The organism is Limnohabitans sp. G3-2 (genome assembly GCF_002778275.1).
Taxonomy (GTDB): Bacteria; Pseudomonadota; Gammaproteobacteria; order Burkholderiales; family Burkholderiaceae_C; genus Limnohabitans_A.
This window is the reverse complement of record NZ_NESG01000004.1, coordinates 1-19,252: the sequence shown is the minus strand read 5'-3', so window position 1 is coordinate 19,252 and position 19,252 is coordinate 1. Positions and strand designations below refer to the sequence as shown.

Below are 19,252 nucleotides of genomic sequence, written 5' to 3'. Positions count from 1 at the left end.
CCTGCGGGCGAATGCGTCAACACCCCAAACCTTAGGCCGCAGGAACGCCCCCCACCCCCCCAACAAACAGAGAGAAGCCGATGACCGCCATGACACCCACCGAGTTGCACACGCTGAGCAACAGCCACCTGGACGCGCTGGAAGAAGAAACCATCTTCATCTTGCGCGAAGTCGCCGCCGCTTTCGAGCGCCCCACCCTGCTGTTTTCCGGCGGCAAGGACTCGCTGGTCATGCTCAAGTGCGCCGAGAAAGCCTTTGGCGCAGGCCGCATCCCCTACCCGCTCTTGATGATCGACACGGGGCACAACTTCCCCGAAGTGACCGACTTCCGCGACTTGCGCGCCAAGGAGCTTGGAGCCGAGCTGATCGTGCGCAGCGTCGAAGACTCCATGAAAAAAGGCACCGTGCGCCTGGCCCACCCGGGCGAGAGCCGCAATGTGCACCAGTCGGTCACGCTGCTCGAAGCGATCGAAGAGTTCCGCTTTGACGCCCTGATTGGCGGCGCCCGCCGTGACGAAGAAAAAGCCCGCGCCAAGGAGCGCATCTTCAGCCACCGCGACAGCTTTGGCCAATGGCAGCCCAAGGCCCAGCGCCCTGAGTTGTGGACCCTGTTCAACCACAAGCTGCAGCCGGGCGAGCACTTTCGCGTGTTCCCGATCAGCAACTGGACCGAGCTGGACGTGTGGCAGTACATTGCCCGCGAAAAAATCGCCCTGCCCTCGATCTATTACACGCACCAGCGCGAGGTGGTGGACCGCCGTGGCCTCTTGGTACCCGTGACCGCGCTGACACCGCCCAAAGACGGCGAGCAGGTCGTGGTGCGTGACGTGCGTTTCCGCACCGTGGGCGACATCACCTGCACTTGCCCGGTGGAAAGCACCGCGGCCACGCCCGAGCAGATCGTGATCGAGACCTTGGCCGCCGATGTGAGCGAGCGCGGCGCGACCCGCATGGACGACAAGACCTCCGAGGCTTCCATGGAAAAACGCAAGAAGGATGGCTATTTCTGAGCCCAGGGATGCGCCATCCCCTGCCGGAGGCCGCCCCTGCGGCCGAATGGGCGCTCACGGCGCACCCCCATTCGCGAGCAGGGGCTCGCTCCCACAGAGATGGCGGTCTCATTCGCGAGCAGGGGCTCGCTCCCACAGGGATGGCGGTCTCATTCGCGAGCAGGGGCTCGCTCCCACAGAGATGGCGGTCCCATTGGCGCACGAAGCGCTTTTCTACAGATCAACGAACCTATCAAAAATCATGCACAAGCACCCACACTTTTCTGCAAAGTCTTCAGAAATCAACACCCAAACCGCCTTGCGATTCATCACCTGCGGCTCGGTTGACGACGGCAAGAGCACGCTGATTGGCCGCCTGCTGGTGGACACCAAGGCCGTGCTGCAAGACCAACTGGCGGGCGTGCAGCGCTCGGGGGAAACCGATTTGGCCCTGCTGACCGATGGTTTGAGCGCCGAGCGCGAGCAAGGCATCACCATCGACGTGGCCTACCGCTACTTCGCCACCTCCGCGCGCAAATTCATCATCGGTGACGCGCCCGGCCACGAGCAGTACACCCGCAACATGGTCACGGCCGCATCGAGCGCCGACGCCGCTGTGGTGCTGGTCGACGCCATCAAGCTCGACTGGGCCAACCCCGATTTGCAACTGCTGCCCCAAACCCGCCGCCATTCCCTGCTGGTCAACCTGCTGCGCGTGCCGTCCATCGTGTTCGCCATCAACAAACTCGACGCGGTGGCCGATGCCACCCAAGCTTACAAAAACATCGCCGGCGCTTTGAACAAGTTCGCCAAAGAGGCCGGCATCCGCGTCACCGCCATGGTGCCCGTGTCGGCTCTGAAGGGCTGGAACGTGGTCACCACCGAAAACGAGGACCAAGCCGACTGGTGCGGCTACACCGGCCCCAGCCTTTTGAGCATCCTCGAAGACCTGCCCGCGACGCCTGCCGAAACCGACGTGGCTTTCAGCTTCCCCGTGCAGTGGGTGGAAAAGCCTGGCGCCCCCACGCTGGTCGCTTCGCGTACTGCGCTGCCCCCCGAGGGGGCCGCTGCTGCGCCTTGGGGCGGCCCGGCGGCGCAGCACCACGATTCTGGCGTGACCACCCAGGGCCGCCGCGTGTTCTGGGGCCGTGTGGCCACGGGCAGCATCGAGCCGGGGCAAACGATCAAGGTCTTCCCCAGCGGCCAGACCGCGGTGGTGTCGCAAGTGCTGTCGGCCACCCGCCAGCCGCAGGGCAAGGCTGCGGGCCACAGCGCGGGCATCGTGCTGGACCGCGAGGTGGATGTCTCGCGCGGCGATTGGCTGCTCGCCAGCGAAGGGGCCCCCGAAGGCCAGCGTCAGCTGAGCACCACCATCGCCTGGATGGACGACGAACCCCTGGTCGCAGGGCGCCTTTATTGGGCGCTGCACGGCCACCGCTGGGTCAAGGTCAAGGTGCAGCGCGTGGTGCACCGCCTGAACGTGAACACCTTGGCCGAAGAAGACGCCACCGAACTGGCCCCCAACGCCATTGGCCATGTCACCTTGGCCCTGCAAGAGCCCTTGGCCACCCTGCCCTTTGCCCAGTCGCGCATCTTGGGCGCGCTGGTGCTGGTGGACACGGCCAGCCACAAGACCTCAGGCGCTGTGCTGATCCATTGAACACACATCCTCAGTGCGAGTGCGCCCCTGCGGACGAAAGAGCCTGGCATCCAACCCCTTCGCGAAGAGGGGCTCGCGCCTACAGGGGGCAAGAGATCTCCCTTAAAATCACACCCACAGCGTAAATTTGACCGCGCTGATCAATATCCGAGCCCACCATGACCCACGTTGTTTCCGAATCCTGCATCCAGTGCAAATACACCGACTGTGTGGATGTTTGCCCGGTGGATTGCTTTCGCGAAGGCCCCAACTTCTTGACCATCGACCCCGATGAGTGCATCGACTGCGCCGTGTGCATCCCCGAATGCCCCGTCAACGCGATCTATGCCGAAGAAGACCTGCCTGGCGACCAGCAGCACATGACCAAGTTGAACGCAGAGCTGGCCCTCTTGCCTGGCTGGAAGAGCATCACCAAGCGCAAGGCCCCCATGGCCGACGCCGATGCCTGGAAAGACAAAACCGGCAAATTGGCGCAATTGGTTCGCTGAATTTGCCCATGGATTGGCCGATCGAAACAGAAGCCCTGGTGATCGGCGCAGGCCCTGTGGGCTTGTTCCAGGTGTTTCAACTGGGCTTGCAAGGCATTCACTGCCATGTGGTCGACGCCCTGCCTCATGTGGGAGGCCAGTGCGCCGAGTTGTATGCGGGCAAACCCATTTACGACATCCCAGGCATCCCTTTTTGCACCGGGCAAGAGCTGGTGGAGCGCCTGCAGCAGCAAATCTCCCCCTTCAAGCCCACGCTGCACCTCGGCCAACAAGTCAGCCAAATAGAACGCCAAGCCGACCAGCGCTTGGCCGTGACGACCGATTCAGGTCAGCGCTTTCTCACCTCGACCCTGTTCATCGCCGCGGGTGTGGGTGCTTTCGTGCCGCGCCGCATGGCGCTGGACGGCCTGAGTGCTTTTGAGGGAACCCAAGTCTTTGCCGAGAGCCCGGCCCCCGAACGCTGGGCAGGTCTGCACCTCGTGGTGGCCGGTGACGGCGACGCAGCCCTGCAAACTGTCCTGCAAGCCTGCCAAGGCCCGCAAGCCGCAGCCAGCGTCACGCTGCTGCACCGCCGCGACCAGTTCAGTGCGGCGCCCGAATGGGTCGAAAAAATGCGCCAGGCCTGTGCCGATGGCCGCATGCGTTTTGTGGCGGGTCAGCCCACGGGACTGCGGGCCGAACAAGGCCAATTGCAAGCGCTGGAACTGCTCAACCCACAAGGCGAAACCGAGTGGCTGAACCTCGATGTCTTGCAAACCTGCCTGGGCTTGTCACCCAAGCTGGGCCCTGTGGCGCAATGGGGCCTGGCCATGGAGCGCAAGCAATTGGTGGTCAACACCGAGAGCTTTGCAACGTCCGAAGCGGGCATCTTTGCCGTAGGGGACATCAACACCTACCCCGGCAAAAAGAAGCTCATCCTTTGCGGTTTTCACGAAGCCACCTTGGCCGCTTTTGGTGCCGTGACCCTGCTGCGGCCCGCAGAAAAGACCCTGCTGCAGTACACGACAACCTCCACACTGCTGCAGCAGCGCTTGGGCATCGCCTAAAATACACACCGCACCCTTCGATGAGGGGTGCATCCGCTAGGGGTGTTGAGGACCGTGAGGCCCTCGACTGAGAAAGTCCCTTTGAACCTGATTGAGGTAATCCTCGCGCAGGGAAGCTTGTCAAAAGAACCGAGCCCCACTCTGGGCTCATCGCGTTCCCAGCCAGCCGACCTGCCATTGCGTTGAAGGAAAAACGTCATGGCATTTTTTTCGCCATTCTCAAGTCGGTCCACTGACCGCAGAACATTTCGGGCCCAGCACATCGCGAGCGCCGTCGCGCTGTTGGTCATGGGCAGCGCCCATGCGCAAAGCCTGACCGAAATCACCATCACCGATACCGCTCCCTCGCAGGTCAGTGGCTTTGGCGATGTGCCGCTGAGCAAAGCGCCTTTCAGCGCCGTCACCATCGACCAGCAAACGCTGCAAGACATTGGCGCGCAACGTGTCTCTGACGCCCTGCGCCTGGACGCCAGTGTGGCCGACAGCTACAACTCCCCTGCTTATTGGGACAGCCTGAGCGTGCGCGGGTACACCCTGGACAACCGCTACAACTACCGCCGCGAAGGCCTGCCGATCTCGGCCGAGACCATGATCCCCATGGACAACAAAGAGCGCATCGAGTTGTTCAAAGGCACCAGCGGCATCCAGGCTGGCACCAGCGCCCCGGGCGGCTTGGTCAACTACGTGGTCAAACGCCCGCCTTCGGCCAAGAACGAAACCATTCGCGCGGTCAGCGCCAGCTATGGCCCGGGCCAAAGCAGCAGCACCGGCCTCGACCTGGGGGGCCGCTTTGGTCAAGACCAGTCATGGGGCTACCGCTTCAATGCGGCTTATGAAAACGTGAACCCCTACATCAAAAACACCGAAGGCCACCGCAAACTGTTTGCTTTGGCCATGGACTGGCGCATCAGCCCCGACACCAAATTGGAGTGGGAAATCGAGCGCAGCGAACGCCAGCAGTTTGGGGTGAATGGCTACAGCTTGCTGGCCAACCCCAACGATCCTTACGGTGTCCCCTCTTTACCCTCCACCGTGGACGGCCAACATAACATCACACGCCAGCCTTGGTCTTTACCAGGTGTGTTTGCCAGCCAAACGGGCAGTTTGCGATTTAAGCAAAATCTTTCTGACGGCTGGCTGTGGACCTCGCAATATGGTGGACAGCGCCTGAAATCCGACGACCGATTGAGTTTTGCCTTGGGCCACAACTGCTATGGGGTGCTCGATCCTACGGATGGAGCCACCAAACTGTGCGACCGTTTTACATCGGATGGACGATTTGAGCTGGCCGATTACCGCAGCAACGATGAGCGACGATTGGTTGATGCTTTTCTAACCGAAGTGGCTGGACAAACCCGCTGGGGCAGCACCACACACCAGCTGGCCCTATCACTGACCCGGCAACGGCAACTTGACAGGTTGCCTGCCATGCAAGCCTGGAATTCCGCCGGCGAAGGCAGCATGTACGGAGGCGGCATCAATCAAGCTTCCCCCATACCCGGTTACCCGAATACCAACAAAAGCGAATACAGCACAGAAATTGCAGTCAAGGATCGCATGCAGCTGACGGCTCAAACAGCGGTATGGGCAGGACTGCGCTACACGACCTACAGCCGCAGCAGCGAACAAAACGCAATATGTGATCCTGACACCTACATCTGCGCACCTGCGCCGAAAACAAACGCCATCAACAGCAAAGGCCACATCACCACCCCATGGATTGGCCTGACAGAGCAATTGGGGCAGCACATCGTGTTCGTGTCGCATGGACACGGCATAGAACTGCAATCGGTACCGAATACACCCGCCTACTCCAACGCTGGACAGTTGCTTGCCGTAGCTCGCAGCAAGCAAACTGAAGTCGGCATTCGCAGCGTGACCACGGCTTCCCGCGCTAAGCCATGGAGTTGGAACGCCAGCGTGTTCCAGATCGAACGACCGTTGGGTTTTGACGTCGCAGATGGCGCATTACTCAAAAGAGTCAGCAATGGTCAGCAAATCCATCAAGGGCTTGATCTCGGTGTTCAGTGGCGTTCAGCGGCCTGGGCACTCCAGGCCCAAGGACAATGGCTCCACGCACGCATCTCAGATGTGACCCTCAACACTGCTTTGAACGGTGAAACACCTCTCAACGTGCCCAAATACACCCTGCGCGCCTTGGCCCAATACCGATTTGCCGATGTCCCCGGCCTGCGAACCAGTCTGCGCCTGAGCCATGAAGGCGCACGGCGCGTGACGGAAGACGGCAGCATCAACCTGCCCAGCTGGACCACACTGGATTTCGCCGCGCATTACGACACGCGCATCGAGGGCACCCGCACCCAATGGACACTGGCCATCGACAACCTGGCCGATCGCCACTACTGGCGCGAATCGCCCAAACAGTTTGGCCACTATTACTTGTATCCCGGCGCACCCAGAACCCTGCGCATGGGTGTGAAAGCCAGCTTCTAAAAGGTGTCACGAGATTTTCAAAAAATCTTCGTCTCCCTCTCAAAACAGGCTAAAAACACCCCTATAATTCGAAGCTATTCCTCGATAGCTCAGTCGGTAGAGCGCCGGACTGTTAATCCGTAGGTCCCTGGTTCGAGCCCAGGTCGAGGAGCCAAAAAGTAAAGCCTCTGCAAGCGATTGCAGGGGCTTTTTCTTTGGGCCAATCAGCGCAATGCCGACCTCCAAGCCTTCACATCCAGGTCTTTGCAAACCGCCACAAGATCGGCCAAGTGCGGCGTCTGCATTTTTTGCAAAACATGGGCACGGTGTTTTTTGACGGTATCGGGCAGGATGTCCATCAGCTCAGAAATGCCTTTGTTCGTGTGACCTTCCAGCATCAACACGAGCACCTCTCGCTCACGCTGGGACAAGTTTTGCCACTTGCGGCGAATGTCGTTTTGACGAATGAAGGTTTCACGATGGACGCCATCGAGGACCATGCCCCGGTCAATCGCATGGATCAGACTCGGAAACTGAAATGGCTTGAGCAAAAATTCAACAGGTTGGCCTTTCATGGCCTGGATGATGTCTTGTGAATGGCTTTCGCCACTGATGAAAATGATCGGCGTGTTCCGCCCCATGGCCTTCATGGCCTGCTGCAGCTCAATGCCTGACATCTGGGGCATGCGCACATCCAGCACCAAAACGGCTGGAAAAATGTCCATTGACTGGGCCAAAAACGACTCTGCGCTGTCATAGCTGTCAACGGTGTAGCCCAATTGGCGCAACAAATCGGTCAAATAAATGCGGATGTCCGGGTTGTCGTCGACAACATGAACATGACCATGGGTGGAGGGTTTCATGGCGAATTGTCTTGATCAACCAGCGTGTGAATGCCCATTTTGAAGTCACGGCCTCCACAACACCATGGCTTTGCAAAGAAGCCTGGCTGTGAAATGGCCATTCAAAACAAAAAAGACTTCTAACTATCCCTAGTTAGAAGTCTTTTCAGATGAATTGGTCGGCGTGGCGGGATTCGAACTCGCGACCCCTTGCACCCCATGCAAGTAACACATCATCCAAGGAAATCCACCAAGCTCCACAGGATCACAGAATTTACATAAAAATCAACAACTTATCCGCACCTCTCACTTCTCTCTTGTCCAAAGCCGTTCATACAAGTACACTGAAAGCCAATGTTTTGGTTGGTATAACGGTTGGTATAACGATAGGGAAGGCAATGCAATGGCGCTCACGGTAAAAGAGCTAGAGGCCCTCACCCCTGCGGACAAGGGGCGCATCTTGACGGATGGTGGCTCTCTCAAAGGGCAGGTGTATGTGTCACGCGAAGGGGTGGTGACGGTTCACTTCCGGTTTGCCTATAAATTCGATAAGTCGAGTAAAAACATCGCCGTTGGCACTTGGCCGAGTTTGGGTCTCGCGCAGATCAGGAAGTCCCGAGATGCCCTCCGTGCGCAAATAGTTGAAGCTCGCAAGAACAACGCCCTCGACCCTATCGAGCAACGCCGTAAGAACTCCGAAGATGCAACTGAAGCCCAAAAAATCGAGGACCTGCGCAAAGTGGCAGAGCGAGAAGCCGAATTGCTCAAAATCGAGGCAGATCGGCAAGAAAAGCTGCTGGTGCAACAAAAGCTACTGCAAAGCTTGGCTGCACAGCAAGCCCGCGTGTCGGTCCGGGAAATGTTCGACCTGTGGAAACGACTTAATCTTGTCTGTCGTGCCGACAAGGGTGAAGAGGCCGAGCGCTCGTTTAAGCGCGATGTGTTTCCACTGATCGGGGACATGGCTGCGGCTGATGTAACCAAGGCCCACGTTCAAGAAATTGTGGATACCGTGAAGGCTCGCGCAACGGTGACGCGAAACATGGTGCGAACCGCCAAAAAGACCTTGGCTGAATTACGACAAATGTTTGGTTTCGCACTCGATCGAGAGTACATCGACACCGATCCAACGGCACGGATCAAGAAAGCCAAGATCGGTAAAGATGTCGAGCGCGATCGGATTCTTTCTGAACCTGAACTGATCATGCTCTTTCAAAAATTGCCCCAAGGCGGGATGGCTGACACCAGCCAGATCGCATTGCTGCTCCAACTCGCCACCATCGCCCGAATTGGTGAAGTTTTATCCGCTCGCTGGGAGCACATCGACTTTGAACGTCGCCTGTGGGTCTTACCCGACACAAAAAACGGGAAACGACACGAAATATGGTTGAGTGATTTTGCGATCCGCCAATTGGAAAAACTCAAGGTCATCACCGGCTTGACACCTTGGCTCTTTCCGGCGGCACGGGCCAAAAAAGGTAGCCCAAATGTTATTGATCATGTGTGCGAAAAAACAGTTACCAAACAGTTAAGCGACAGGCAGAGAACAGGTGGCGTTCCCATGTCAGGCCGCTCGAAAAATGTGGATGCCATGGTGTTGCTCGAGGGGAAGTGGACCCCCCACGATCTGCGCCGCACAGGGGCAACACTCATGGCCGAACTTGGCGCACTCCCCGATGTTGTAGAAAAGTGCCTCAACCACACCGAAGAAAACAAGATCAAACGTATCTATCAACGGGCGCAGTATGAAGGGCTGATGCGGGATGCATGGCGCTTGCTGGGTGATCGATTGGACCTGTTAGCTGCTCGGGCAAGTGGCGCTGCAAAGAACGTCAAGACGTTGAAGGCGGCATAACTCAGAAAGTCAAAGCCACGGGACTAAGGATCACGTGATCGCAGCAAGCAGCCCACAGGGATCATCAAGCAAATTTGGGGGTTATGCGGCCCATTCCTCGCCGAGTGCTTCCACTTGCTCGAGAACCAGTTGGACCGCTTGATCTGCTTGATCAGGTGGGTATTTGTATTTCTTGAGAATGCGTTTGACCATCAACCGCAATTTGGCTCTCACACTCTCACGTTCAGACCAGTCCACGGTCAGGTTTTCGCGCAAACTTTGGGTCAGTTCTTGGGCAATCTTTTTCAGGATTTCGTCTTCAAGCATGCGCACGGCTGACTCGTTGTTTGCCAGGGCGTCGTAAAACTTCACCTCGTCCTCACGCAGGCCCAACTGGTCACCCCGGTTGGCGGCTTCGCGGAACTTCTTGGCCATGGCGATCAGCTCTTCCATGACCTGCGCGGTTTCGATGCTGCGGTTTTGGTAGCGGCGAATCACATCGGCCAACAAATCGCTGAATTTTCGGTCTTGCACCACGTTGCTGGCGAAGCGGCTCTTGATCTCGCCTTGCAGCAGCCGCTCCAGCAGCTCCACCGCCAGATTTTTCTCGGGCAAGTTGTTCACCTGCGCCAAAAAATCATCGTCCAGCAGCCCGATGTTAGGCTTGTCCAGCCCCACAGAGGCAAAAATGTCCACCACCTCGCCCGACACCACCGCCGAGCTGATGATCTGGCGGATCGCCAAATCGCGTTGTTCATCGGTCTTGCGCTGGGCGCTGGCTTCGCGCTTGGTCAAGATCACCTTGACCGCCTGCATGAAGGCCACTTCGTCGCGGTGCGCCTTTGCCTCGGGCAAAGTGCAGCACAGGCTGAAGGCGTGGCTCATGGCCAGCGCGTGATCGGCAAAACGCTTCTTGCCGTCGCGCTCTTTGTCAGACTTGATACCCAGCACATGGTTGGCCGCACCCGCCAGCGTCTTGTGCCCACCAGTCAAAAAGTCCGAATAGTCAAAGCCGTGCAGCATGGCCTGCAACACGTCGAGCTTTTCCAGCATCACGGCCAGCGCCTCGCGGGCGTCTACCGTGGGTTTGCCCCGGCCTTTGCTGGCGGTGTATTCCTTCATGGCGGCTTTGAGGTCTTCGCCAATGCCGATGTAATCCACCACCAGACCGCCTTGCTTGTCCTTGAACACGCGGTTCACCCGGGCAATCGCCTGCATCAGGTTGTGCCCCTTCATGGGCTTGTCCACGTAAAGCGTGTGCACGCATGGCGCATCAAAGCCCGTGAGCCACATATCGCGCACGATGACCAGCTTGAGCGGGTCTTGCGGGTCTTTGAAGCGTTTTTCCAGCCGCTTCTTGACCTGACCGCTGTGAATGTGCGGGCGCAGCAATTCTTTATCGCTGGCGCTGCCCGTCATCACAATCTTGATCGCGCCTTGCTCCGGGTCTTCACTGTGCCAGTCAGGGCGCAGGCGGGTGATCTCGTTGTACAGGTGCACGCAAATCTCGCGGCTCATGGCGACCACCATGGCCTTACCATCCTGTGCGTTGTTCCGTTCTTCAAAGTGCGTGACCAAATCGGCGGCCACACTGGCAATGCGCGGTTCGGCCCCAACCACCTTCTCCAAAGCGGCCCATCGACTTTTGAGCTTGGCTTGCGCACTTTCCTCTTCGTCCTCGGCCAGTTCGTCCACCTCGTCGTCCAAGTGGCTCAGTTCGGACTCATTCAAACCCAGCTTGGCCAGGCGACTTTCGTAATAAATGGCCACCGTCGCGCCATCTTCTTGCGCCTGCTGCATGTCGTATACATGGATGTACTCGCCGAACACAGAGCGTGTGTCGCGGTCGGTGCTGCTCACAGGTGTGCCCGTGAAAGCCACAAAGGTGGCATTCGGCAGCGCATCGCGCAGGTGCTGGGCATACCCTGCCTGATATTTGGTGGTGTACTCGGGCGGCGCAAAGTCAGCGGTACTGGCCACACTGCGGCCATCACCCGTTGTGTAGGCAACCGCCGGACTTGATGCATCCTTCACCTTGCGAGATTTGAGCTTGGCCTCAAAGCCATATTGCGTGCGGTGCGCCTCGTCGGCAAGCACAACAATGTTGCGCCGCTGGCTTAAGCACGGGAAGGTGTCCTCATCTTCACCGGGCATGAACTTTTGAATGGTGGCAAACACAATCCCGCCCGAAGGTCGGTTGTCCAGAAGCTCGCGCAGCCGCTGGCGGGTGGTTGCTTGTTGAGGCTGTTCCCGCAGCAAATCTTGGCTCAGGCTGAACACGCCCATCAACTGCCCGTCCAGATCGTTGCGGTCGGTGATGACCACGATGGTCGGGTTAGCCAGCTGGGGTTCCTGCATCACCCGGGCGGCAAAGCAAGTCATGGTGATGCTCTTGCCGCTGCCCTGCGTGTGCCAGACCACGCCACCCTTGCCTCGACGAGTTGCTTCGTCGGTGCTGGCAGCAGTCACCACCTGCTCAACGGCTGCTCGCACCGCATGAAACTGGTGATAGCCCGCCACCTTTTTGACCAAGGTGCCATCATCCTCAAACAGCACAAAAAAGCGCAGGTAATCCAGCAAATATGCTGGGGCCAGCACGCCGCGCACCAAAGTCTCCAACTCCTGAAACTTGCCCAACGGGTCCAGTGCCACGCCGTCAATCGTGCGCCACTGCATGAAGCGCTCGGCATTGGCCGACAGCGAACCCATGCGGGCTTCCGTCCCGTCCGAGATCACCAACAACTCGTTGTAGGTGAACACATCGGCCACTTGCGCTTTGTAGGTCTGAATTTGATCGAAAGCCTTCCAGATGTCGGCGTTCAGATCGGCAGGATTTTTCAGCTCAATGAGCACCAGCGGCAAACCGTTGATGAACAAAATGATGTCGGGCCTGCGCGTATGGCGTGGCCCCTTGATGGTGAACTGCTGCACCGCCAGCCACTCGTTGCTGCCCGTTTCTTTCCAGTCGATCAGGCGTACAAAGTCGCCCCGCGTCTCGCCATCCTTTTGGTACTGCACAGGCACACCCGTGACCAACACCCGGTGAAATGCACGGTTGCCCGACAGCAAAGCAGGTTGCCCCATATCGAGCACCTGCCGAAACGCGTCTTCGCGGGCGGAAAGGGGAACGGCCGGGTTGAGCCGATCAATGGCCGAACGCAAACAAGCAGCCAACACCACCTCACGGTTGCTGGCACGCGCCAGGCGCGAGTCCAGGTTATCCAGATCACGGGCGTTGAGCGGCGTGTAACCGACAGAGGCCAGCCAGCCCAGAGCTTCTTGTTCAAGTTGGTCTTCGGTCATGCTGATCAGTCTGCGGTGGACAGCGTCCAAATCTGTTTCAGCGGCAGCTCTAGGCGGATATCCTCGTCGAGCTTGCTGTAGTTGGCCAGAAGCTGGGCAATCAAGTCATCTTGGTTCCAAAGCCTGACCTTGAAGAACTGAACGGGCACCTCTCTCAAGACGGTCGTTTTGAAACCTGACCAAGAAATAAACAAACCCTGATCCGCATTGACGCTCTGCATAGCGCCGATCAGTTGTGTGAACTCGGGTCGGTCTGCAGGGGTGTTGCCCGACTTCACCTGAACGCAAATTCTGGGGTGATCAAAGCCAAACGGGCCACCTGCAGCAAGAATGTCGATGCCTTTGTCCGGCCCCTCAGGACTCAGGTGGGTTGTGAAGCCTTGCGCCTTCAAGACTGCCTCGACGAGGCGTGCCATCCCGTGGCCCTTGAATTTCTGAATGATCAGCTTAGCGATCGCATCGCGAGACAGTTGCTCCAGATCAATTTCGGCTGCTTCTTCGTCAAAATTTTCAGGTGCTGCTGAAGCTGCGGTGTCTGTGGGTCGCGTACTTTGTGCCTGCCCATTGGCCAATGCTTTGACGCGCTTTTCGGCATCGTTACGCTTAATCTCGCAAATGGTCATGATCGCGCCCAGCGAGTACAGCAAGTCCTGATCAAACGCGCTGCGCGGCACATCGGTGTTGATCCATCGCACCTCTCGGAAGTGTCCGTACTTGCCTTCAGCATCTGGGTTGAAGGTGTAGCCAGACTTCACTTCTCCGATGGCCACGGTCCCGTTCGATTTGCGGGGAACCACCACATAGTCACCCGGTTTCATGCCCAAGGTGAATGCCCATATCTGCCCCGACCAGTTACCAAGACGTCGAATCGGTTCGGCTGAAAAATGCCGCTGCATCAGTGCTTTGATGTCCTCATAGGAAACAGCGCCCGAAAGACTGGTCGACTCCAAACCGCCCCAAGTCAGGTAAATGCGGTTGTCCTCAAAAAAACGTGGTTCATGTTCACCGTATTTGCCAGCGCGTACAAGCCAAAGTGCCATGGTATGACCTTGTTAAATGGTTTCAGTTACGACTTCAGCCAGGCTGAGTTGACCTGAGATCAGGCGGGGGAGAAGGGTGTCACGCAACTTTGTCAATTCCGCAACATATGTCTCGTTAACTGTTATTCGCTCTTTAAGCGATGTAACAACCTCATCAAACGCCCTCAAGGCAAAGACAGACGGAACCACTATTGGCATCACGGCCAATTTTGATCGGGCCAATTCCGTTTGACCAGTTGATCCCTCGCCCATTGCTTCAATGTTTGATTGTTGGCGAGTCATCCATTGACCAAGATACGGCCAACTTAGCTTCTGCCCTGCGCGAACTACAGTGACATGTGAATCAACAATCGTTAATTCAGCTAAAGCTAAAACTTGAGCGACACGACCAAGGGTTCCGACACCAGTTGAATTCACCAATATGTCGCCAACCTCTAATTGGCGGCCATCAATTTTCCGTTGAGCGCTGTCATGACGGCGCGCTTTTGAATAATCAACAGAGAAGTCGCGAATGCATTTTTGGTTGATAACCAGTACACCGCCTTCCTCAAGGTATTTGGGTGAAATACCTCGGTTTAGATAGCTGCAAACTTCACCTAACCGCTCAACTCTCCACCCCTTCGGCACATCCCCCAACTCCGACTCTTCAAAGCTGTCGGGGAACAGGGCGGCGGTGGCTTCGTCCATGCCTTCGGGGGCGCGGCCTTGCATCTTGGCGTGGACGGGGTCGAAGTCCACGAACCAGGACTTGAACAGGGCTTGGGCGATGGCTTCGAGGGTGGTGTTGGTTTCGCGCAGGAGGGTGATGCGATCGTCAAGAGCCGACAGCACGCGTGCTGCTGACCTACGTTCATCGGCTGGTGGAAGCGAGAATTCATAAGCGGCTATCGACTGCCAAGAGACACGTTGACGCCCAGATGTACCTTCCATACGACCAATGGCGTATTCCCTAAAAATTGGATCACGGCAGAGGTAATAGATGAAGTCGTTATCAGCGGGGTCTTTTCCGCAGAGCACGATGAATTCAGTTGAACCTTCCGCAATAGAACCGTCATCCAAGCATCGAACTTGTGCTGTTTTCCCATTTTCAAGGCATGGGGTTATTCGGGCAAGCAGCGTATCGCCATTTTGAAAATGGGCACCCGCTCCTTTAGCCACACGATTCACCACTCCATCCAAGCTAATGTCACGCGAGAGTTGTGGCAGCGCAGCCATGTCCACGAAAGGAACATCACTTCCTTTACGAACCTTTCGTGTTGGATTTATCTCGGCAATAAGATCAAGACGTTGCACCGGCCACTCAGAACTCATACCCCAGCCCCCCCAGCTTCTGGCGGATCAGTGCGTCCAGCTCGGCGCCTTTGGCCATTTGCTCGCCCAGCTTGGCGGTGAGCTTTTGCATCTTGTCGGCAAAGGCTTCGTCGTCGTCTTCAACTTCTTCCGCGCCCACATAGCGACCGGGGGTGAGCACATGGCCGTGTTGGGCAATCTCGGCCAGGGGCACGCTGCGGCAAAAACCTGCAATGTCTTGGTAACTGTCACCACCCGTGCGCCACGCGGCCACGGTCTGGCTGATGCGCTCTATAACTTCGTCGGTCAACTCGCTTTGCACGCGGCTGATCATGGTGGCTTGTTTGCGGGCGTCGATGAACAGCACTTCGCCTTTTCGCTTTTTCTGCTTGGCCAAGAACCACAAGCACGCAGGGATTTGCGTGTTGAAGAAGAGCTGGCCGGGCAAGGCGATCATGACTTCCACCACGTCGGCATCGATCATGGCGGCACGGATTTGGCCTTCGCTGTTTTGGCTGGAACTCATGCTGCCGTTGGCCAGCACAATGCCTGCCCTGCCCGTGGGCTTGAGGTGATGCAGGATGTGTTGCAACCAGGCGTAGTTGGCGTTGCCTTGCGGTGGTGTTCCATAGACCCAGCGGGCGTCGCCGTCCAGGCTGGCGTGCCACCAATCGCTGATGTTGAAGGGCGGGTTGGCCAGCACATAGTCGGCCCGCAGGTCGGGGTGTTGGTTGCGGGTGAAGGTGTCGGCGGGTTCTTTGCCCAGGTTGTAGTCCATGCCCCGAATGACGAGGTTCATGGCCGCCAAGCGCCAGGTGGTGGGGTTGGCCTCTTGGCCGTAGATGGACACATCGCCCAGCTTGCCGCCGTGGTCTTCAATGAACTTTTCAGACTGCACGAACATGCCACTCGACCCGCAGCAGGGGTCGTAAATCTGGCCCTTGCTGGGCGAGAGCACCGCCACCAGTGTTTTGACGATGCTGGCAGGTGTGTAGAACTGCCCGCCCCGCTTGCCTTCGGCGCTGGCAAACATGCCCAGGAAGTATTCGTACACCTGACCCAAGATGTCGCGGGCCTTCGACGGGTCATCACCAAAGCCGATGGTGGAGATCAGGTTGACCAACTCACCCAGTTTGCCGTCAGGCAATTGGGCGCGGGCAAAGCGCTTGTCGAGGATGCCTTTGAGCTTGGGATTGTCGGCTTCGATCAGGCTCAGTGCGTCGTCGATGCGTTTGCCAATGTCGGGCTGGGGCGCGGCGGCACGCAGGGCTTCCCAGCGGGCACCTTCGGGCACCCAAAACACGTTTTCGCTGGTGTAGTAGTCGCGGTCTTCCAGCTCGGCGGCGATGTCTTCATCAGCCGCGTCGCCATAAAAGAGTTCGTCAGCCGGGTCGCGCAGGCGGGTTTTTAGCTCGGCTTGACGGGCCACAAAGGCGTCGGAGATGTATTTGACGAAAATGAGGCCGAGCACCAAATGCTTGTACTCGGCGGCGTCCATGTTGGCGCGCAGTTTGTCGGCCGAGGCCCAGAGGGTCTTTTTGATGTCTTCTAGCATTGAGAAAGGATAGTTGATTTTTCGGCCTCTAAGAGGTCATTTCGGTGGGGCCTGTGCCAAAAACCGTTGCTGCTGGGGATTGATCAGACCGACAAATCCTCGCCTCTTTTTTATAGGGGGTAAGGTGGAAATTTCACGGACTTGAGAAATTCGCTGAAATCACATTTTTGATACTAAATCGTGATTGCCAGCGCCAGCTGATGGTGCCTTGTAGTTTGTTGCAGCATGCCAAGTCGAAACTACACAGCAAAAAATCGTGACCTCAGCCGAAGCCAAAGATTTTCCGTTGGTCAAAGGCGTATCGGCGGGGGTGGTTGCCAGCGCCGCATATGTTCAGGGTCCACCCCCGAGTCGGACCAAAAACATAGTAGCCCGGACTCGTCCGCACATTGCTCAGCCCAACCGATGGCATCTACCAACCACCCTGCATATGCCCAATCCAACCCCTGACCAAGGTTACAAATATGAGGGAACCGCATCAAAAACAACCTAGCCAGCTCCCGAGCATCAGCCGTTGACGCATCCATCCAGCCGAAATACTGGTTACCTTGAGCTGTCGAATATCGGGCGACCTTGCCCGAGCCTTCAAGTTCATGATCGATCGGCGAAAAACCATCATCACGAACATTTTCAACATAAGTGATATCGGCACGCCAGGCTGTTCCACTGCCATTAATGTGGGGAAAAACCCTTAACCGCTGGTAACCCGCCTTGTGCAGCTCGTTGACCATACGAAGGACCCTGATGGCACGTCGAACCAAGGAGCTACTCGAAGCCGCCTCGGGTATTGGGTTTCCAGGACGGTGAGGTGGCCGCCACTTCAGGCTGGAGGCAGCGCTGCCAATCGTGGCCTTCCAAAGGGTTTGAAAACGATCCGGGTCATTGCTGACAACTGTTGCAGCAACAAAGCGTTTGAGTTCTTCCGTCAAACCAGCTCGCCTGTGAGCGTCGCCATCGAAATCGGCAGCAATCGTGATGAACCTTGGATTGGCACGCAGGCTTTGATCGTAGGCCCAAGCGCTCACATCGAGTAGCTCAACATCCATGGCATGCGCCAACTTCTTTGTGTCGCCTTCCCATAAGTCCGCGACCCTAAATGCAGGTTTGGCGTTTTTGTTCAGTGTGTGTCCTTGTGCTAGCAATGCCTCGATGCTTTGTTGGATTGCCTGTAGGTATAGATCATTACCACGGACACTGCTGCCAAGTAGTTCGCTATTTGTGTCGCAGTTGGGTACTCTGTTCTCGCCTTCCGGTTGTTCCGAGTGGCTGAATTCAGATTTTGCGTTTTGGGTTAGTTTGAATTCTTGTTCGAGCAGCGCTTCAAGGCTTTTTTGAATTTCTTGCTGTTGATACGTTTCACGTTGCCCCATCAGCGTGCAGTGCAACTGAAGAATTTGTTGCTGTGCGTAATGCCCCAGAGTCCTGCTTTCAAGTGAGTGTGCTGTTTTTTCAATCGTACGGCTTGATGCGACAGCCCGCTCTGCTGCATCCCAAAGCATCAACGCATAGAAGACCACACCGAAAAGATAACCGGCCTGCTCTTCATCGACGGACTCAGGGTCTAGGTCAATTGTCGGGAGCTTGCCGCTAGGCATCACCTTGATCGACTGCCTATAAATCTTTGCAAGCTCTGGGGTTGCCGTTGCGGCCGTCAGCCAATTGACTTGTAACTTCCCGATCAAATTTAAAACGGGGACGGTATCCACCCCATCACCGGCCACAGGCATGGCCATGATTTGGCCCGCATACGTGTTAATTTTTTCACCCAACGCGCAAAGGTGTTTGAACTGCTTTTTGAAAGTGGACGAGAGAGGCATCGGTACTGGATTGGGATGGTCTTTTGGCACGAATTTCAACGGAACCGTTACCGTTAACGTCGATGTGAGAGATTACACACGGGGTCATTTTTCGGTCTGCTCAAAACCGCATTTACGGCACACACCTTAAAAATCTAACTATTGTTGGAAGACAGGATTATGTGAGAACGGTGAAATAAATCCAACTATTGTTGGATAAATTTTGGAACTCGCCAATTGCTTCGGAAAAGTGCTGCGCCAGCTTCGGACGCAGGCACAGCTGACACAAGAGCAACTTGGCTTTGAGTCGGGCTTGGAGCGTAACTTCATCAGCATGCTCGAATTAGGGCAGAGACAACCATCCCTGCTGACCGTTTTCAAGTTGTCACCAGCACTGGGCGTACTCCCGGAATCGTTCGTCCAGCTCATCAGCACTGAGCTTCAGGCCCACCAACAACGAATCATCAGCAAGCTGCCGTTAGATTGAAAGTTTGGCTCGCCAACCCAAGAGCCTGCCCGATCAACCACCCTACCAAATCATCATTGAGTGCATAAGAGATGGCACTCTAAATAGGTGACCCGAGGCGGTACAAAGTTCAAATCCAAAATAGGCTATTTTGGTTCGTGAGGGTACAAAGTATGGGAATTTGCCTCAAACTTGGTGCAACTTTGTACCGCAACGGGTCATGTTGGAGCAGCTTTGTTCCCAAGCGGGTCATGCTGAACTGTTTTTCTTACCCTTTGCCAAACCACCGGTTTATCAGCGGTCGGTGGTTTTTCCAACCAACGGTCTTCACCGGCGTAGGCCGAGGTGTAATAGCAACCCGGAGTGACGTCGATTTTTTTGAGCCCTGATGGCCAGTCCAAATTCCCCCACCCGTGGCCACCCCAAATTCCCCCAGGCAGCGCCGTCAGATTATGACGTTTCCGGATTGACGACCAAGCGAGCAGCCGCCTCCTTGAGCCTGTAGCTCTT

The 19,252-nt window shown here is 56.9% G+C and carries 14 protein-coding genes, 1 tRNA gene and 1 riboswitch; of the genes, 8 read left to right on the top strand and 7 right to left on the bottom strand.

Going from position 1 to position 19,252, the window contains the following annotated elements; genetic code table 11:
- Window positions 1-80: 80 nt before the first annotated feature.
- From cysD to B9Z31_RS06650, 6 genes are all read left to right on the top strand, one after another.
- On the top strand, window positions 81-1,010 hold the full coding sequence (gene cysD / locus B9Z31_RS06675) for a sulfate adenylyltransferase subunit CysD (RefSeq protein WP_100118800.1): 930 nt from the start codon (window positions 81-83) through the stop codon (window positions 1,008-1,010).
- A 241-nt stretch (window positions 1,011-1,251) separates the two neighbouring features.
- Window positions 1,252-2,649: a sulfate adenylyltransferase subunit 1 gene (locus B9Z31_RS06670; protein WP_100118799.1), complete on the top strand. Its 1,398-nt coding sequence runs from the start codon at window positions 1,252-1,254 to the stop codon at window positions 2,647-2,649.
- 158 nt (window positions 2,650-2,807) lie between these two features.
- Complete coding sequence (gene fdxA / locus B9Z31_RS06665) at window positions 2,808-3,137, top strand: ferredoxin FdxA (RefSeq protein WP_100118798.1); 330 nt, start codon at window positions 2,808-2,810, stop codon at window positions 3,135-3,137.
- Window positions 3,138-3,145: 8 nt separating this feature from the next.
- The gene (locus B9Z31_RS06660; RefSeq protein WP_100118797.1) at window positions 3,146-4,183 is read left to right on the top strand and encodes an NAD(P)/FAD-dependent oxidoreductase; all 1,038 of its coding nucleotides are present in this window, start codon (window positions 3,146-3,148) and stop codon (window positions 4,181-4,183) included.
- A gap of 28 nt (window positions 4,184-4,211) precedes the next feature.
- A riboswitch (TPP riboswitch) is annotated at window positions 4,212-4,314 on the top strand.
- A 67-nt stretch (window positions 4,315-4,381) separates the two neighbouring features.
- Window positions 4,382-6,637 (top strand): TonB-dependent siderophore receptor, encoded by a 2,256-nt coding sequence (locus B9Z31_RS06655; RefSeq protein WP_100118796.1) that lies wholly within the window; start codon window positions 4,382-4,384, stop codon window positions 6,635-6,637.
- 78 nt (window positions 6,638-6,715) lie between these two features.
- Window positions 6,716-6,791, top strand: a tRNA-Asn gene (locus B9Z31_RS06650).
- A 49-nt stretch (window positions 6,792-6,840) separates the two neighbouring features.
- Here the strand turns inward: B9Z31_RS06650 and B9Z31_RS06645 are convergent.
- Window positions 6,841-7,479: a response regulator transcription factor gene (locus B9Z31_RS06645; RefSeq protein WP_100118795.1), complete on the bottom strand. Its 639-nt coding sequence runs from the start codon at window positions 7,477-7,479 to the stop codon at window positions 6,841-6,843.
- 382 nt (window positions 7,480-7,861) lie between these two features.
- Between B9Z31_RS06645 and B9Z31_RS06640 the strand changes: the two genes are divergently transcribed.
- Entirely contained in the window at window positions 7,862-9,313 is a 1,452-nt protein-coding gene (locus B9Z31_RS06640) for a site-specific integrase (RefSeq protein ID WP_100118794.1), read from the top strand.
- Window positions 9,314-9,394: 81 nt separating this feature from the next.
- Here B9Z31_RS06640 and B9Z31_RS06635 read toward each other — a convergent pair whose 3' ends face one another.
- From B9Z31_RS06635 to B9Z31_RS06615, 5 genes are all read right to left on the bottom strand, one after another.
- Window positions 9,395-12,595: a type I restriction endonuclease subunit R gene (locus tag B9Z31_RS06635; RefSeq protein ID WP_100118793.1), complete on the bottom strand. Its 3,201-nt coding sequence runs from the start codon at window positions 12,593-12,595 to the stop codon at window positions 9,395-9,397.
- 5 nt (window positions 12,596-12,600) lie between these two features.
- Window positions 12,601-13,635 carry a restriction endonuclease gene (locus B9Z31_RS06630; protein ID WP_100118792.1) on the bottom strand — a complete coding sequence of 345 codons (1,035 nt, stop codon included), beginning with the start codon at window positions 13,633-13,635 and terminating at the stop codon, window positions 12,601-12,603.
- A gap of 12 nt (window positions 13,636-13,647) precedes the next feature.
- Window positions 13,648-14,928, bottom strand: a complete 1,281-nt coding sequence (locus tag B9Z31_RS06625; RefSeq protein ID WP_158235659.1) for a restriction endonuclease subunit S — start codon at window positions 14,926-14,928, stop codon at window positions 13,648-13,650.
- Between the two features lie 7 nt (window positions 14,929-14,935).
- Window positions 14,936-16,480 carry a class I SAM-dependent DNA methyltransferase gene (locus B9Z31_RS06620; protein ID WP_100118790.1) on the bottom strand — a complete coding sequence of 515 codons (1,545 nt, stop codon included), beginning with the start codon at window positions 16,478-16,480 and terminating at the stop codon, window positions 14,936-14,938.
- A gap of 290 nt (window positions 16,481-16,770) precedes the next feature.
- Window positions 16,771-18,327, bottom strand: a complete 1,557-nt coding sequence (locus B9Z31_RS06615) for a hypothetical protein (RefSeq protein WP_158235658.1) — start codon at window positions 18,325-18,327, stop codon at window positions 16,771-16,773.
- A 172-nt stretch (window positions 18,328-18,499) separates the two neighbouring features.
- Here B9Z31_RS06615 and B9Z31_RS06610 point away from each other — a divergent pair, with 172 nt between their 5' ends.
- A complete protein-coding gene (locus B9Z31_RS06610; protein ID WP_233200803.1) occupies window positions 18,500-18,763 on the top strand; it encodes a helix-turn-helix domain-containing protein in 264 nt (87 codons plus the stop codon).
- A 197-nt stretch (window positions 18,764-18,960) separates the two neighbouring features.
- Here B9Z31_RS06610 and B9Z31_RS15605 read toward each other — a convergent pair.
- Window positions 18,961-19,252 (bottom strand): hypothetical protein (locus B9Z31_RS15605; RefSeq protein ID WP_233200801.1); only part of this gene is annotated, 292 nt, incomplete at its 5' end.